General features: G+C 73.6%; 9 protein-coding genes. 8 read left to right on the top strand and 1 reads right to left on the bottom strand.

Annotated elements, in window-relative coordinates:
- Nucleotides 1-233: 233 nt before the first annotated feature.
- The 6 genes from ACZ51D_RS03750 (at nucleotide 234) to ACZ51D_RS03725 (ending at nucleotide 9,688) form a co-directional block, all read left to right on the top strand.
- Nucleotides 234-2,078: an acetolactate synthase large subunit gene (locus ACZ51D_RS03750; RefSeq protein WP_360498782.1), complete on the top strand. Its 1,845-nt coding sequence runs from the start codon at nucleotides 234-236 to the stop codon at nucleotides 2,076-2,078.
- Nucleotides 2,079-2,110: 32 nt separating this feature from the next.
- Nucleotides 2,111-2,635, top strand: a complete 525-nt coding sequence (gene ilvN / locus ACZ51D_RS03745) for an acetolactate synthase small subunit (protein ID WP_238951331.1) — start codon at nucleotides 2,111-2,113, stop codon at nucleotides 2,633-2,635.
- Between the two features lie 152 nt (nucleotides 2,636-2,787).
- Complete coding sequence (ilvC, locus tag ACZ51D_RS03740; RefSeq protein ID WP_360498784.1) at nucleotides 2,788-3,786, top strand: ketol-acid reductoisomerase; 999 nt, start codon at nucleotides 2,788-2,790, stop codon at nucleotides 3,784-3,786.
- 242 nt (nucleotides 3,787-4,028) lie between these two features.
- Nucleotides 4,029-5,615 carry a phosphoglycerate dehydrogenase gene (gene serA, locus ACZ51D_RS03735; protein WP_396287769.1) on the top strand — a complete coding sequence of 529 codons (1,587 nt, stop codon included), beginning with the start codon at nucleotides 4,029-4,031 and terminating at the stop codon, nucleotides 5,613-5,615.
- 336 nt (nucleotides 5,616-5,951) lie between these two features.
- A complete protein-coding gene (locus ACZ51D_RS03730) occupies nucleotides 5,952-6,113 on the top strand; it encodes a hypothetical protein (RefSeq protein ID WP_465617754.1) in 162 nt (53 codons plus the stop codon).
- A gap of 218 nt (nucleotides 6,114-6,331) precedes the next feature.
- The gene (locus ACZ51D_RS03725; RefSeq protein WP_465661088.1) at nucleotides 6,332-9,688 is read left to right on the top strand and encodes a S8 family peptidase; all 3,357 of its coding nucleotides are present in this window, start codon (nucleotides 6,332-6,334) and stop codon (nucleotides 9,686-9,688) included.
- Nucleotides 9,689-9,738: 50 nt separating this feature from the next.
- On the opposite strand, the gene ACZ51D_RS03720 is transcribed toward ACZ51D_RS03725, so the two are convergent.
- The gene (locus ACZ51D_RS03720; protein WP_465661086.1) at nucleotides 9,739-12,240 is read right to left on the bottom strand and encodes a YfhO family protein; all 2,502 of its coding nucleotides are present in this window, start codon (nucleotides 12,238-12,240) and stop codon (nucleotides 9,739-9,741) included.
- Between the two features lie 145 nt (nucleotides 12,241-12,385).
- On the opposite strand from ACZ51D_RS03720, the gene ACZ51D_RS03715 reads away from it, so the two are divergent.
- Together ACZ51D_RS03715 and ACZ51D_RS03710 are read left to right on the top strand one after the other, a co-directional pair.
- Nucleotides 12,386-12,964 (top strand): Uma2 family endonuclease, encoded by a 579-nt coding sequence (locus ACZ51D_RS03715; protein WP_360498794.1) that lies wholly within the window; start codon nucleotides 12,386-12,388, stop codon nucleotides 12,962-12,964.
- A gap of 104 nt (nucleotides 12,965-13,068) precedes the next feature.
- The gene (locus tag ACZ51D_RS03710; protein WP_465617761.1) at nucleotides 13,069-14,109 is read left to right on the top strand and encodes a 3-isopropylmalate dehydrogenase; all 1,041 of its coding nucleotides are present in this window, start codon (nucleotides 13,069-13,071) and stop codon (nucleotides 14,107-14,109) included.
- Nucleotides 14,110-14,202 lie beyond the last annotated feature (93 nt).

Here is a 14,202-nt window from a genome sequence, read left to right as displayed (position 1 = left end):
TCGTGACAGACCGACGCGCCACCCCTCGCATGCCCTTGGGCACGAGGGGTTTTTTGTTGCACTGACGCTGTTCCACCCCGCAAGACCCCTGGCCTCGACCCCCCGAGAACCTCCGACTCGTCGGAATGAGCGGGACGATTGAGGCAGAGCCGGCGATCGACCCGGACCGGGACCCCACCTCGCAGCACCGGGGCCCGCAGCCGGGTCGGCAAAACCCGAGAAGAGACAGGCAGATGACCGAGCACGCCGCATCCCCCCGCCGCGGGGACAACCCGGCCGCCAACGCTCCCCAGCACGTCGTCGAGACCATGACCGGCGCCCAGTCGCTCATCCGCTCGCTGGAGGCCGTAGGCGCGGACACCGTCTTCGGCATTCCGGGCGGGGCCATCCTTCCCGCGTACGACCCGCTGATGGACTCCGCCAAGGTGCGCCACATCCTGGTCCGCCACGAGCAGGGCGCCGGCCACGCCGCCACCGGATACGCCCAGGCCACCGGCCGGGTCGGGGTCTGCATGGCCACCTCCGGCCCGGGCGCGACCAACCTGGTCACCCCGATCGCCGACGCCTACATGGACTCCGTGCCGATCGTCGCCATCACCGGCCAGGTCTCCTCCAAGGCGATCGGCACCGACGCCTTCCAGGAGGCGGACATCTGCGGCATCACGATGCCGATCACCAAGCACAACTACCTGGTCACCGACCCCGCCGAGATCCCCCGGGTGATCGCCGAGGCGTTCCACATCGCCGCCACCGGCCGCCCCGGCCCGGTCCTGGTCGACATCGCCAAGGACGCGCTGCAGGCGACCACCACGTTCCGCTGGCCGGTCGAGACCGCCCTGCCCGGCTACCGCCCGGTCACCAAGCCGCACGCCAAGCAGATCCGCGAGGCCGCGAAGCTGCTGGTCGGCGCGAAGCGCCCGGTGCTCTACGTCGGCGGCGGCGTCATCAAGGCGCAGGCCACCGCCGAGCTGCGGATCCTCGCCGAGCTGACCGGCGCCCCGGTGGTCACCACCCTGATGGCGCTCGGCGCCTTCCCGGACAGCCACCCGCAGCACCTGGGCATGCCCGGCATGCACGGCTCCGTCCCGGCCGTCACCGCCCTGCAGAAGTCCGACCTGCTGTTCACCCTCGGCGCCCGCTTCGACGACCGCGTCACCGGCAAGCTGGACGGCTTCGCCCCGTACGCCAAGGTCGTCCACGCCGACATCGACCCGGCCGAGATCGGCAAGAACCGCCCGGCCGACGTGCCGATCGTCGGCGACGCCCGCGAGGTGCTCGCCGACCTGATCGTCGCCGTCCAGGCCGAGTTCGACGCCGGCCACAAGGGCGACTACGCCGAGTGGTGGGAGAAGCTCGACGAGTGGAAGACGACCTACCCGATCGGCTACGAGCCGGCCCCGAGCGGCGAGCTCTCGCCGCAGCAGGTCATCGAGCGGATCGGGAAGCTGGTCGGCCCCGAGGCGATCTACGCGGCGGGCGTGGGCCAGCACCAGATGTGGAGCTCGCAGTTCATCCGCTTCGAGAAGCCCGGCACCTGGCTCAACTCCGGCGGTGCCGGGACCATGGGCTACGCCGTCCCCGCGGCGATGGGCGCCAAGGCCGGCCGCCCGCAGACCCCGGTCTGGGCCATCGACGGCGACGGCTGCTTCCAGATGACCAACCAGGAACTGGTCACCTGCGCCCTGAACGACATCCCGATCAAGGTCGCGGTCATCAACAACGGCTCGCTGGGCATGGTCCGGCAGTGGCAGACGCTGTTCTACAACCAGCGCTACTCCAACACCGTGCTGCACGCCGGCCCGGGCCACGACGGCATCGAGCCGCCGGCCCAGGGCACCCGGATCCCCGACTTCGTCCTGCTGTCCGAGGCGATGGGCTGCGTGGGCCTGCGCTGCGAGCGCCCCGAGGACCTCGACGCCGTCATCAAGCAGGCGATGGAGATCAACGACCGCCCGGTCGTCATCGACTTCATCGTCCACCAGGACGCCATGGTCTGGCCGATGGTCGCGGCCGGGACCAGCAACGACGAGATCCAGTTCGCCAAGGGCGTCCGTCCCGACTTCGGCGACGACGACTGAACCGCCCCCATCCAGAGCGACTGAGGAACCACATGTCCAAGCACACCCTCTCCGTCCTGGTCGAGAACAAGCCCGGCGTGCTCGCCCGCATCGCCTCGCTGTTCTCCCGTCGGGGCTTCAACATCGACTCCCTCGCCGTCGGCCCGACCGAGCACCCGGACGTGTCCCGGATGACGATCGTGGTCAACGTCGAGGACCTCCCGCTGGAACAGGTCACCAAGCAGCTCAACAAGCTCGTGAACGTGATAAAGATCGTCGAACTCGACCAGGCCGCTGCGATCCAGCGGGAACTGGTCCTGGTGAAGGTCCGCGCCGACAACGAGACCCGGTCGCAGATCGTCGAGATCGTCCAGCTGTTCCGTGCCAAGACCGTCGACGTGTCGCCCGACGCGGTGACCATCGAGGCCACCGGCAGTTCGGACAAGCTGGAGGCCATGCTCCGGATGCTGGAGCCTTACGGCATCAAGGAGTTGGTCCAGTCCGGCCTGGTCGCGATCGGCCGCGGCGCCCGTTCGATCACGGACCGGTCGCTGCGCGCCCTGGACCGCAGCGCGTAACCCGCGCGTCCCACCCGCCCGTCGCCCGCCACCGTCCTTCCGACGGCGCGCCGACGCGCGGCACCCCTCGAGCAAAGACTCATACCCCCGCCGGGTGCGAATACGGTAGGCACCGCGTACCCGGCACCCATCACGCAAGGAGATGTGCCCCCGTGGCCGAGCTGTTCTACGAAGACGACGCCGACCTGTCCATCATCCAGGGCCGCAAGGTCGCGGTCATCGGCTACGGCAGCCAGGGCCACGCCCACGCGCTGTCCCTGCGCGACTCCGGCGCGGACGTCCGGGTCGGCCTGAAGCCGGAGTCCAAGTCCCGCGCCAAGGCGGAGGAGGCCGGCCTGCGCGTCGTCACCCCGGCCGAGGCGGCGGCCGAGGCCGACGTCATCATGATCCTGGTCCCGGACCCGATCCAGGCCGACGTCTACGCGGCGGACATCGCCCCGCACCTGAAGGCCGGCGACGCCCTGTTCTTCGGCCACGGCCTGAACATCCGCTACGGCTTCATCAAGCCCCCGGCGGACGTCGACGTCTGCATGGTCGCCCCGAAGGGCCCGGGCCACCTGGTCCGCCGCCAGTACGAGGAGGGCCGCGGCGTCCCGGCGATCGTCGCCGTCGAGCAGGACGCCTCGGGCAAGGCCTTCGCCCTGGCGCTGTCGTACGCCAAGGGCCTGGGCGCCACCAAGGCCGGCGTCATCAAGACCACCTTCACCGAGGAGACCGAGACCGACCTGTTCGGTGAGCAGGCCGTCCTCTGCGGTGGCACCGCCGCCCTGGTGAAGGCCGGGTTCGAGACCCTGGTCGAGGCCGGCTACCAGCCGGAGATCGCCTACTTCGAGTGCATGCACGAGCTGAAGCTCATCGTCGACCTGATGTACGAGGGCGGCCTGGAGAAGATGCGCTGGTCGGTCTCCGAGACCGCCGAGTGGGGCGACTACGTCACCGGCCCGCGGATCATCACCGACGCCACCAAGGCCGAGATGAAGAAGGTCCTCGCCGAGATCCAGGACGGCACCTTCGCCAACACCTGGATCGCCGAGTACAAGGCGGGCCTGCCCAAGTACCACGAGTACAAGAAGGCCGACGAGGGCCACCTGCTGGAGACCACCGGCAAGAAGCTGCGCTCGCTGATGAGCTGGGTCGACGACAAGGCCTGAGCATTTCCGGGTCGTTCCGGCGGCCCGATCTCGTAACTTCCTTGTACAAGTAGGCTGCTCTCGTCCGGGTGATTTCGCCGGACGGGAGCAGCCTGGCACCCAGCCCGTCGATACACTCCGAGTGCGCGTCAGGCCCACAGCGTCGTGCGTCTACCTACGCGGCATGCCACCTTCCCCCGCCCTTCCACGCCACCTTCGTGCCGGGGGAACCGCAGAGTTAAGGACACACTGTCGTGAGCACTGTGACATCCAAGACCGCCGTCGTTCTGATCGCCGAAGAGCTGTCGCCCGCCACCGTCGACGCCCTCGGTCCCGACTTCGAGATCCGCCACTGCAACGGCGCCGACCGCACCGAGCTGCTCACCGCGATCGCCGACGTCGACGCGATCCTGATCCGCTCCGCCACCAAGGTGGACGCCGAGGCGCTGGCCGTCGCCCGCAAGCTCAAGGTGGTCGCCCGCGCCGGCGTCGGCCTGGACAACGTGGACGTCGCCGCCGCCACCAAGGCCGGTGTGATGGTCGTCAACGCGCCGACCTCCAACATCGTCACCGCCGCCGAACTCGCCTGCGGCCTGCTGATCTCCGTCGCCCGCAACATCGCGCCGGCCAACGCCGCGCTCAAGCAGGGCGAGTGGAAGCGCAACAAGTACACCGGCGTCGAGCTCAGCGAGAAGACCCTCGGTGTCGTCGGCCTCGGCCGGATCGGCGTCCTGGTCGCCCAGCGGATGTCCGCGTTCGGGATGAAGATCGTCGCGTACGACCCCTACATCCAGGCCGCCCGCGCCGCGCAGATGGGCGTCAAGCTGGTCACCCTCGAGGAGCTGCTCGAGGCCTCGGACTTCATCACCGTCCACCTCCCCAAGACCCCCGAGACCATCGGCCTGATCGGCGACGAGGCGCTGCACAAGGTCAAGCCGACCGTGCGCATCGTGAACGCCGCCCGCGGTGGCATCGTGGACGAGGAGGCGCTCGCGAGCGCCCTGCGCGACGGCCGGGTGGCCGGCGCGGGCCTGGACGTGTACGCCAAGGAGCCGTGCACCGACTCCCCGCTGTTCGGCTTCGACAACGTGGTCGCCACCCCGCACCTGGGCGCCTCCACCGACGAGGCGCAGGAGAAGGCCGGCATCGCGGTCGCCCGGTCGGTGCGCCTCGCGCTGGCCGGCGAGCTCGTACCGGACGCGGTGAACGTCCAGGGCGGCGTGATCGCCGAGGACGTCCGCCCGGGCCTGCCGCTGGCCGAGAAGCTCGGCCGGATCTTCACCGCGCTGGCCGGCGAGGTGGCCGTCCGGCTCGACGTCGAGGTCCGCGGCGAGATCACCCAGCACGACGTGAAGGTGCTCGAACTGTCCGCGCTGAAGGGCGTGTTCGAGGACGTGGTGGCGGAGACGGTGTCCTACGTCAACGCCCCGCTGTTCGCCCAGGAGCGCGGTGTCGAGGTCCGCCTGACCACCTCCAGCGAGAGCCCCGAGCACCGCAACGTGATCACCGTGCGCGGCACGCTCGGGAACGGCGAGGAGATCGCCATCTCCGGCACGCTGGCCGGCCCCAAGCAGACCCAGAAGATCGTCGGCGTGGACGCCTTCGACGTGGACGTGGCGCTCACCGACCACATGGCCTTCTTCAAGTACGAGGACCGCCCCGGCGTGGTCGGCGTGCTCGGCCGCCACCTCGGCGACGCCGGCATCAACATCGCCGGCATGCAGGTCGCCCGCGACGGCGGCGGCGCGCTGGCCTCCATCACCGTGGACAGCGAGATCCCGCAGGAGGTGCTGTCGGTGATCGCCGCCGAGATCGGCGCCCGCTTCGCGCGCTCGGTCGACCTGGGCTGATCCTTCCGGCCCGAGCAGGGCCCGGACCGCCGTTCGTACGGTGGTCCGGGCCCTGCTGCGTTCTCCCGGGTGGGTCCCGTCTCAGATACTAGGAAATCCAAGTATTCGTGCAGACACGGCCGGGGCGGGGCCTTACCGTGGAAGAGCCATACGGTGTGCCGCCCCTGTAGCCAGGGCCCGCGGCCCGTGTGCGCGTGCGCCCTCACGGGCAGGCGATCCCTGCTCCCGCGCGTTCCCTCCCGCCACCTGCCGCCACCCCTCTTGGGACGCCGTGCGGCACCTCCGTCTCCACCCTCTTGTCGCGTCCTCCAGCGCGCCGCTTCCAAGGAGCCCGGTATGCCCTCCACCGCCGACCGCCACGCCACTCCCGCCCCCGCCGCCACCTCCGTCCGCGCCCCGCGCCGCCGCCGGTCCGCCGAGCGGAACACCTTCGCGGCCGCCGCCCTGCAGCGCTCGCTGGACCGCCGTGACAACGGCGGTGCGACCGGCCACCTCTGAGCGGCACCGCGGGTGGCGTTCATCGGCCTACTGGGCCGAACGGATTGACGGTGTGTCACCCCGTCGGGTGCAACCCCGGCCCGTTCGAGGGACGTTGCTCGCCCGGGCTGGCGCGATCATCCTAATTTGGGGCCCCCGGAAGGGTGATCGACGTCCGCGCGGGCGGGCGTCAGCGGCACGCGGTGCGGATCAGTCCCCCGGCCGGGGGAGAGGGCCCAGTGCGTCTGCCACCCGTCCACCGACCCGTCGCCCGGATCGGCCTCACCCTGGCCCTGCTGGCCGGGAGCGCCGTCCTCGCCGCCACCCCGGCGGCCGGCGGCCAACCGACCGCGGGACCGCCAGCCGCCGGGCCGCCGGGGGTCGGCCGAACGGCCTCCGTCCTGCTCGAACTCACCACCGAGGCGGCCGGCCCCGCCTGGCGGCGCGCCGCCGACGGGGCCCGGCGGGAGCGGCGCTCCCCGGAGGCCGTCCGCCGGGAGGCCGCGCAGGCCGGCGCCGCTCAGCGGGGCCGGGCCGGGGACGCGCTCGACCGGCTCGCCGGGGCCGTCCACCGGGCGGCGCCCGCCGCCCGCGAGCTCTACCGCACCCGCACCCTGCTCACCGGCCTCGCCGTCAGTGCGCCCGCCGACCGGCTGCCCGCGCTGCGGGCGCTGCCCGGCGTCGGGGCCGTCCACCCGATCGTCAACAAGCGGCGCGACAACGCCTACTCCGTCCCGCTGACCGGCGCCCCGCAGGTCTGGGCCGGTGACTCCGCGCCCGCCGGCAACACCGGGCAGGGCGTGCGGATCGGCATCATCGACAGCGGCATCGACTACACCCACGCGGACTTCGGCGGCCCCGGCACCGAGGAGGCGTTCCGCTCGGTCGAGCGCGGCAAGCCCGCGCCGCCCGCGCTCTTCCCCAACGCCAAGGTGGTCGGCGGCAAGGACCTGGTCGGCGACGACTACGACCCCGACCCGGCCTCCCCGCACCACCAGCCCGTGCCGCACCCCAGCGACAACCCGATCGACTGCGTGCGCAACGGGCACGGCACCCACGTCGCCGGCACCGCGGCCGGGTACGGCGTCACCGCCGACGGCCGGCCCTACGCCGGTCCGTACGGCCCCGGGCTCGACCCGGCCTCGTTCAAGGTCGGCCCCGGCGCCGCCCCCGGCGCCCAGCTGTACGCGATCCGGGTGTTCGGCTGCGACGGCTCCACCGACCGCCTCGCCCAAGCCCTCGACCTGGCCGCCGACCCGGACGGCGACGGCGACCTGGGCGACCGGCTGGACGTCGTCAACCTCTCGCTCGGCAGCCGCTTCGGCAGCACCGACGACACCGACGCGCTGGCCGTCGACCGGCTCGCCGCGCTGGGCACCGCCGTGGTCGCGGCCGCGGGCAACGAGGGCGACGTGTACGGCATCGGCGGCAGCCCCGGCACCGCCGCCCGGGCGATCACCGTCGCCGCCTCCGTCCACGGGCACGCCGACGTGGACGGCATCACCGTGCTCGACCCCGCCGCCACGGCCGGAGTCGTCCCGGCGCACTGGAGCGAGCGCTACCGGGGCTGGGCCACCGCCGACGTCAGCGGCGAACTCGCCCTGCCCGCCGACCAGTCGGACGGCTGCACCGCCTTCAGCGAAGCCGACCGGCAGCGGCTGGCCGGGAAGATCGCCCTACTCGCCTGGAAGACCAGCGAGGCCGACCGGCCGTGCAACTCCGGCCCGCGCGCCGACCACGCCGCCGACGCCGGAGCGATCGGCGCGCTGTACGCCGCCGACACCGACCACCTCGCCGAGATCGCGGGCAACGACCGCATCCCGGCCGTCCTGCTGGCCCACGCCGACGGCGAGCGGCTGCGGCAGGCCGCGGCCGCCGGGCCGGTCCGGGTCCGGCTCGCCGCCCCCGCCAACCCGCTGCACGGCTCCGTCGTGCAGAACCAGCCCGCCCGGGCCGACACCCTCACCGACTTCACCTCCCGCGGCATCGGCGTGCCCGGCGTGGTCAAGCCCGACCTGGCGGCCCCCGGCGAGACCATCTGGTCCGCCCTGGTCGGCAGCGGCACCGGCGGCCAGCGCGAGAACGGCACCTCCATGGCCGCCCCGCACGTCGCCGGGCTCGCCGCGTTGGTCCGTGCCGCGCACCCGGACTGGCCGGTCGAGCAGCTCAAAGCCGCGCTGATGAACACCGCCACGGACACCTACCTCGGCGACGACCACAGCGGGCCGGTCTACGGGCCCGAGCGCACCGGGGCCGGCCGGGTCCAGGCGGACCGGGCGGTCCGCACGCCCGTCGTCGCCTACTCGGCGGGCGAGGGCACCGAGGAGGGCGGCGTCGGAATCTCCTTCGGGCCGGTCGAGGTCGGCGGGCCGACGGCGCTCGTACGTGACATCGAGGTCCGCAACCACGCGGACTCGCCGCTGAGTTACCGCACCGGCTACGCGGCGGCCACCGAACTGCCCGGCGCCTCCTTCGAGGTGGCCCCGGCCCGGGTCGACGTCCCCGCGGGCGGCACCGCACGGGTACGGGTGACGCTCTCCGTCCCCGGGGAGCTGGGCCGCGCGCCCGACCCCACCATCGACACCGTGCAGGGCGGCAGGGCCCGCAGCTACCGGGGCGAGCTCTCGGGACGGGTGCTGCTGACGCCGCTCGCGAACGACACCCTGCCCCGGCTGCGGATCCCGGTGCTCGCCGCCCCACGGCCCGCGAGCGACCTCGCGGCGACGGCCACCGTCCGGACCGCCCGGGACGGCACCCTTGTCACGGTCGGCGGCAGCGCCGCGCCCGGCGCCACGCCCGGACTGGTCACCGCCCTCGCCCTCGGCGGCGAAGGAGCGCGCTGGGCCGACTGCCCGCCCGGCAGCGGCGCCGCCGTCGGGCCGGGCGCGGGCATCCGGCCCGAGGACGCGGGGGAGGAGACCGGCCCCGCGCAGGACGTCTGCGTCGAGCACCCCGGCGAACGGTCCGCGAACCTGCGAGCGGTCGGCGCCGCCGTCGACCACGAACTGCTGTACGTGGGAGCGCAGTTGTGGGCCCCTGCGGCCACCCCGGTCGGGCTGTACGGCGTGCGGGTCGGGCTGGACACCGACGGGGACGGCAGCACCGACGTCATCCTCAAGGCCGACCGGCTGCGCGGCAGCGATGTCCTGGTCTCCCGCGCCCTCGACGCCCGCACCGGAGCCGAGCTCGACGTCCAGCCGCTGAACGCCCGCTGGGGCGACACCGACACCGCGCTGCTGGACAGCGACGTGCTCGTCCTGCCCGTCCGACTGGGCGCCCTGCCCGGCGTCGGCCCCGGCCACAGCACCGTCCACTACGGCGTCTGGACCGGCGTCGCCGCCTCCGGTACACCGGACCCGGCCGAGGCCTACGCCGCCATCGGCCTGCGCGGCACCCGACCGGTCGTCCCGCTGGACGTCCTGCACCCGGCCCTCGCCGCCCGGGCCGGCCTCATCGGCCCCCCTGCGGTGCTCGCCCCCGTGGGCCCGGGCACCGTCCTCGACGTGCACCGCACGCCGGGCGACAGCTCCCGGCTCCTGCTGCTGCACCACCTCAACCCGGGCGAGCGGCGGGCCCAGGTGCTGACCCTGCCCTGACCCCCGGCACCCGACCGCAGGGGCGGCCCGCCGACCACGGCAGGCCGCCCCTACGCGTTCGGGGCCTCCTCGGGGTTCGGGGCCGCCTGGGCGGCGCGGCGGTCCCGGCGGGGGGTGCGGGTGGGGCGGCGGGTGAGGCGGGCGAAGACGGCGACCAGGGCGAGGGCGGCGGCGGTGGCGGAGGTGACGGTGAGGCCGTCGGTGAGGCCGGGCGGGCGGAAGGAGCAGGCGATCCGGGAGGCACCGGGGCCGAGGGGGACGCCGATCATGCCCAGGACCGGGGTGGGGGCGGCGTAGCGGCCGCCGTCGACGGCGCAGGTCCAGCCCTCGGTGGCGGGGACGGAGAGCAGCGCGGTGCCGGTGGAGCCCGCCGGGAGGGCGGCCGAGAGGGTGTGCCCGTCGGCGTCGACGCGGGTGGCGCCGGTGGCGGTGAGGCGGGCGACGGCGGCGTCCAGGGCGCCGGTGCGCAGGCAGCCGATCGGGCGGGCGGGGACCTGGCTGACGGTGTCGGACCGCAGCGTCACCCGGACCACCCCGTCCGCCGGGACGGTCCCCAGCCGGTGGATCGCCACGGCCGTGGTGGGCTGCTCGCCGTCGCTGCGGTAGCTGGTGCCGAGGCCGCTGACCGTGCCCCGGTACCAGACGCCCTGGAAGAACGCCGTCGAGCCGGGTGTGCAGGCGGCGGTGAGGACGGTGCCCTCGTCGCCGGGCGGCACCGACCAGCCGCTGGTGCCGTGCAGGGTGGGCGCCGGGCCGCCGGCCGGGACGGGCAGCGGGGCGTCGTACACCTGGCTGCCGAGCAGCGACTCCTGTCGGGACCAGACCGAGGAGGTGTCCGGCCGGGCGGTCGGCGCCAAAACGGTGACCAGCGGCGGTGCGGCAGCCCGGCCGGGGGCGAAGCCGTACGGTGGCGGACCGTCGTCCAGGTGGGCGTGGACAGCGAACAGCGCCTGCCCGACCGGGTCGGTGACGCTCGCGGTCTGCCGCCCGCCGGCCGTCCAGCCCGCGCCGAGGTCGTGCAGCAGCAGGGCGGTGACGGTCGGCAGGTAGCCGCTGAAGTAGCCGCCGCCCTGGCCGCCCAGCAGCAGCGGGTCGTTGGTGGTGAAGGTGTGCGGGCCGGGGTCGCTGCGGCCGTGCGGCCAGTCGTCGGCGGTGCGGACCGCCGCGTGCCCGGCCCGCACCGCCGCCGGGGGGACGCTGTCGGAGGGGGCCGCGCCGAGCGCCGCGTACCCGGACCAGACGGCGTTGCCGAGCACCGCGCCGCCGATCACCCAGGTGGCGAGGGTGTTCGCCCGGCGGTCGGGGTGCCGGCGGTCCAGGATCCACAGCGCGGCGAGCAGGACGGTGCCGCCGACGGTCAGCAGCACCCAGGTGGCCGGGCGGACCGACTGTCGGGTAGCCGCCAGCGCGGCGATCACCGTGACCACGGCGGCGCCGCCCAGCAGGGTGAGCGGGTCCGGCCGGTGCGCCAGCGACACCCAGCCGGCCAGCACCAGCAGCCCGCTGAGCACGAAGGCGACCCGGTACGGGCCGCCGGCCGGGATCGCCAGACCGTGCCAGACCAGGACGGTCGGGGTCCAGAAGAAGCCGAGCACCACCAGCACCAGCGCCGCGCACCAGGCCGCCCGCTCGCGCGGCCGCACCCGCCGGTTGAACGGCAGCCCGCACACCAGCAGCAGCCCGAACAGGCCGATCGCCACGTCCGGCAGTGCCCGTCCGCCGTGGGTGGCGGGCAGCAGCTGGGCGAGGTGGCCGCCGAGGCCGGACGGGCCGAGCGGCTGGACCGGGGACTCGGGCTGGGCGCCCCGCGCGGCCAGGACCGCGACGAACAGCACCGGGGAGGCGAGCAGCACCCCGGCCGTGGCCATGGTGACGGCCCGGCCGGTCGCCCGGACCCGCTGCCGGAACGGCCTCGAGGTGGCGGCCAGCCGGACGGCGAAGAGGAGTCCGGCCGCCAGGGTGGCCAGCGCGGCGGTGTACAGGTTGCCGGCCCAGGCCAGGGCGACGCAGAGGGCGCCGGCCACCCAGCGCCGCTCGTGCAGGCACCAGTCGGCGGCGAGGCCGAGCAGCGGCAGCGAGACCAGGCCCCAGAGCCACATCGGCGCGGCCCCGCCGACGTCCAGCACCCAGGCGCACAGCCCGTACCCGACGGCGGCGAGCACCCGCAGCCGGTGCGGGCCGGGGTGGAGGCGGCCGAGCAGGTGGGCCATCAGGGCGGTGCCGAGGCCGATGGTGGCGAGGGTGACCAGGAGGACGGCGAGTTCGCCCCGGTCGCGGGGGAGGAGCGCGGTGAGCCAGGAGAACGGGTTCATCAGGTAGGCGAAGAAGTCGGCCAGGAACGGGACGCCGTACCCGCTGTTCCAGTTGAACAGCAGGTCCCCGGGGGTCTCCCCGTGCAGCAGGTCCCACAGGTGGGCGTGGTACGGCACCGCGACCGCCTCCGCCCCGGCGGGCCACCGCCCGCGCAGTCCGGCCGCCAGCGCGTACCCGGCCATCGCCAGCCCGGCCGCGCCCCCGCAGACCAGCACCTCCCGCCGCCGCTCGCCCCTCACCCACGCGCCCCGTTCTGCCAGTGACCCCGGACTTCGCCACCCTAAGCGCGCCCCCGGCGCGGGATCCGACGTACGCGCTCCTTCAAAGGAGTGGCGTCCGGGAAGGCTTGGCCGAGTAGCCTGAGAGGGCCGTCAGGATGCCCGTATGGGAGGAACCGTGAGCGTCGCGCCGTACCCCGACTGGATCCGGCCTCCTGTCAGCGGCTACGTCGCCGAGGACCTGGACCGGCTGCCTGATCTCCCGCCGCACACCGAGCTGCTCGACGGGAGCCTGATCTTCATGAGCGCACAGACGAAGTTCCACATGCGGACGTTGCGCAGGTTGGAACGGGCGCTGGAGGGCGCTGTCCCGGCGGGGTGGGAGGTGTGGCGGGAGATGACGGTCAAGCTGAACCGGCGCGACCGGCCCGAGCCCGACCTCATCGTGGTCGACGAGCGGGGCGATACCGGGCCGAGGCAGACGATGTGCGAAGCGGAGGACGTGCTGCTGGCCGTGGAGGTGGTGTCCCAGGAGTCGCAGGAGCGGGATCGTGACACCAAACCCCGGAAGTACGCTGCGGCCGGCATCCTGCACTTCTGGCGGGTGGAGGGTGACGACGAGGGCCGCCCGATCGTCTACGTGTACGAGCTGGACCCGGCCACCAGGGCCTACGGTCTGACCGGCATCCACCACAAGCAGCTGAAGGTCGATCAGCCGTTCCCGGTCGAGATCGACCTGACCTGAGCTGACCTGAGCCGACCCGCCCCGACCTGACCCGTGCCGACCTGACCCGTCCGGATGGTGGACGCCAGGTGTCAGCTCCTGGGACGCCGGAGTAGGGTCCGAGCATGTCTCGCACCATTCGTCTCGCAGTTGTCCCGGGTGACGGCATCGGCCAGGAAGTGGTGGCCGAAGGCCTCAAGGTCCTGGGCGCCGTGCTTCCCGCCGATGTGAAGCTGGAGACCACCGAGTACGACCTCGGGGCCCGGCGCTACCACCGGACGGGGGAGACGCTGCCGGACGACGTGCTGGCGGAACTGAAGTCGCACGACGCGATCCTGCTGGGTGCCATCGGCGACCCGAGTGTGCCGTCGGGGGTGCTGGAGCGCGGGCTGCTGCTCAAGCTGCGCTTCGCCTTCGACCACCACATCAACCTGCGTCCGGGTCGCCTCTTCCCCGGGGTGACGTCCCCGCTGGCCGGCGCGCCCGACATCGACTTCGTGGTCGTCCGCGAGGGCACCGAGGGCCCGTACGTCGGCAACGGCGGCTCGCTGCGCACCGGGACGCCGCAGGAGGTGGCCACCGAGGTCAGCCTGAACACCGCGTACGGCATCGAGCGCGTGGTGCGCGACGCCTACCGCCGGGCCCAGGCGCGGCCGCGCAAGAAGCTCACCCTGGTGCACAAGAACAACGTGCTGGTGCACGCCGGGCACCTGTGGACGCGGATCTTCGCCGAGGTCGGCAAGGAGTTCCCCGAGGTCACCACCGACTACCTGCACGTCGACGCGGCGACGATCTTCTTCGTCACCCAGCCCGAGCGCTTCGACGTGATCGTCACCGACAACCTGTTCGGCGACATCCTGACCGACCTGGCCGCCGCCGTCACCGGCGGGATCGGCCTGGCCGCGAGCGGCAACATCAACCCGAGCGGCGAGTTCCCGTCGATGTTCGAGCCGGTGCACGGCTCGGCGCCGGACATCGCCGGCCAGGGCAAGGCCGACCCGACCGCCACCGTGCTGTCGGTCGCCATGCTGCTGGAGCACCTCGGCTTCGCCGCCGAGGCCGCCAAGGTCGAGGCCGTCGTCGCGGCGGACCTGGCCGAGCGCTCCGGCACCCGCAGCACCTCCGAGGTCGGCGACGCGCTCGCCGGCCGAGTATCCGCCGGCTGACGGGCCGGATCCAGGAGCGGACTTCCGGCCGACGGGCCGGATCCGACAAGGTTTCCGGCCAGGTGGGCCGGACCGCATAACCGCAGCTTGCAG

Source organism: Kitasatospora sp. NPDC033851 (assembly GCF_055576085.1).
This window is presented reverse-complemented; position numbering and strand designations above follow the sequence as displayed.

Excerpts from the sequence above, each read along its gene's own strand:
- ACZ51D_RS03750 (WP_360498782.1), top strand. The coding sequence starts at position 234 with ATGACCGAGCACGCCGCATCCCCCCGCCGCGGGGACAACCCGGCCGCC.
- ilvN (WP_238951331.1), top strand. The coding sequence starts at position 2,111 with ATGTCCAAGCACACCCTCTCCGTCCTGGTCGAGAACAAGCCCGGCGTG.
- ACZ51D_RS03730 (WP_465617754.1), top strand. The coding sequence starts at position 5,952 with ATGCCCTCCACCGCCGACCGCCACGCCACTCCCGCCCCCGCCGCCACC.
- ACZ51D_RS03715 (WP_360498794.1), top strand. The coding sequence starts at position 12,386 with ATGGGAGGAACCGTGAGCGTCGCGCCGTACCCCGACTGGATCCGGCCT.
- ACZ51D_RS03710 (WP_465617761.1), top strand. The coding sequence starts at position 13,069 with ATGTCTCGCACCATTCGTCTCGCAGTTGTCCCGGGTGACGGCATCGGC.